Origin of the sequence: Chryseobacterium sp. HMWF035 (genome assembly GCF_003094695.1) — a bacterium.
GTDB classification, from domain to species: domain Bacteria; phylum Bacteroidota; class Bacteroidia; order Flavobacteriales; family Weeksellaceae; genus Chryseobacterium; species Chryseobacterium gambrini.
Genome location: NZ_QEHP01000143.1, coordinates 38,589 through 39,385, shown reverse-complemented (window position 1 = coordinate 39,385; position 797 = coordinate 38,589). Strand labels below are relative to the sequence as shown.

At 43.8% G+C, this 797-nt stretch carries 1 protein-coding gene; it reads right to left on the bottom strand.

What is annotated here, in order from left to right:
* Positions 1-532: 532 nt before the first annotated feature.
* The gene (locus tag DD829_RS24540; RefSeq protein ID WP_116548173.1) at positions 533-763 is read right to left on the bottom strand and encodes a DNA adenine methylase; all 231 of its coding nucleotides are present in this window, start codon (positions 761-763) and stop codon (positions 533-535) included.
* Positions 764-797 lie beyond the last annotated feature (34 nt).

The window sequence follows — 797 nt, the reverse complement described above, 5'->3', positions numbered from 1 at the left end:
CAGCGAGGGTTCGGCGGTAATGTAAATTTTTCATAGTCTTTTTTTAGTTTAACAATTGAAATCTGTTCATTTTTAAAGGCTTTCTGCCTGAGTCTCTGCCTGAGTCTCTGTCTGATCCTGCGCTGGGTTCTGTGCTGCATCATACGGATGGTTTTTTCTTTGGTAAGATTATTCATGATTCTTTACTTTAGAGATAAAATAGCTGTAAGCTGTAGGCTACAGGCAGTAAGCGATAAGCAGATCATAATGGATTTTTCTCGCAATTGTTTTCTCTATAGCCTTTAAGCCCTGAAGCCTTTTATATCGGATAATTCGCGACCAGCACTTCGGTCTTTCTTTTGGAGCTTGCAGGATTCTTGCTTTTATGGGCGGCAGACAGGGATTTGTCAAAAGTTTTCACATACCGTCCATACTTCTTTGCAAAATCCGTCAGAAGCTGGGAAGGATAATTGGAGAGCAGGAATTTTCCTTTGATCTGGGAGAGTACGCTAAGGTCACGTTCCAGATGCTGATGCGTGTAGCCCTCGTAATGTCATTGATGGACTTTGATCCCAAGATCACTGGTATAGGGGGGATCGCAGTAAAAGAAGCTGTTTTCGCTGTCCCTGCTCTGAATAATTTTATGGGCCTGATTGCATTCGATCTGGGTACTGCGCAGGCGCAGAGAAAATTCTTCTCCGAAACGTTCGACTTTATTCTTAAAAACGCTGGCTGCTTTTTCCTTATCGAAACCCCGGCTTCCTGCACGGTGAAGATAGCCCATGTTGCAGGCTACATACAGTGCCCATGCCCTGATA

Bases quoted from the DNA above. Each gene is read 5' to 3' on its own strand.
- DD829_RS24540 (WP_116548173.1), bottom strand. From the start codon at position 763: ATGGGCTATCTTCACCGTGCAGGAAGCCGGGGTTTCGATAAGGAAAAA.